The organism is Grimontia celer (genome assembly GCF_900055185.1).
Lineage (GTDB): Bacteria > Pseudomonadota > Gammaproteobacteria > Enterobacterales > Vibrionaceae > Enterovibrio > Enterovibrio celer.
In genome coordinates, this window is the sequence record NZ_FIZX01000047.1 from 1 (window position 1) to 571 (window position 571).

The window sequence follows — 571 nt, forward strand, 5'->3', positions numbered from 1 at the left end:
GCTAGAGCAACAATTGCTTCGTTATTTGGGATAACACCACTTACGCCAAAAGCTTCTGTAAATACAGTGGAGAAATTATTTAATGCGCCTACTAAAGCACCAGCACCAAACCCTAAAATTAGGAAACCCATTACGGTTTTAATAGTGCCTTTTAAAATGGTTGAAATATCAGCTTTTTGAGCAATAAGGCCAATGAATGCTATTAAACCAACCATGATTGCGGGCTCTTTTAATAAGCCAAGCATAAATTCGAAAAAGTTAGCCATGGTATTTATTCCTTAGATGAATTTTTTTAGTTACGCTTTAATTGAAGCGTTATCAAAAATATTCGCTAGGCTAACAATATGCACTTTACCGGCGTCTGCTAAGTGCGTTGCAGCATCAGTAGCCGCTACCCAAATATCAGCATTACTTGATGCTTCTGATGATAGATCCTCATGATCAACTTCTGCATCAAGACCAATTTTCTTAGCTACTTCCTTAACTGCCATTTCCATCATTAATGAAGTACCAAGACCGTTTCCGCACACAACCATTATTTTTTTCATATCGTCATTCTCTGTAGAGTTAT

2 protein-coding genes are annotated in these 571 nt (G+C 37.1%); both read right to left on the reverse strand.

What is annotated here, in order from left to right; all coding sequences use genetic code 11:
- Window positions 1–266 (reverse strand): PTS transporter subunit IIC (locus GCE9029_RS25350; protein WP_306455721.1); only part of this gene is annotated, 266 nt, incomplete at its 3' end.
- Window positions 267–296: 30 nt separating this feature from the next.
- A complete protein-coding gene (locus tag GCE9029_RS25355; RefSeq protein ID WP_062667987.1) occupies window positions 297–548 on the reverse strand; it encodes a PTS sugar transporter subunit IIB in 252 nt (83 codons plus the stop codon).
- Between the last annotated feature and the right edge of the window lie 23 nt (window positions 549–571).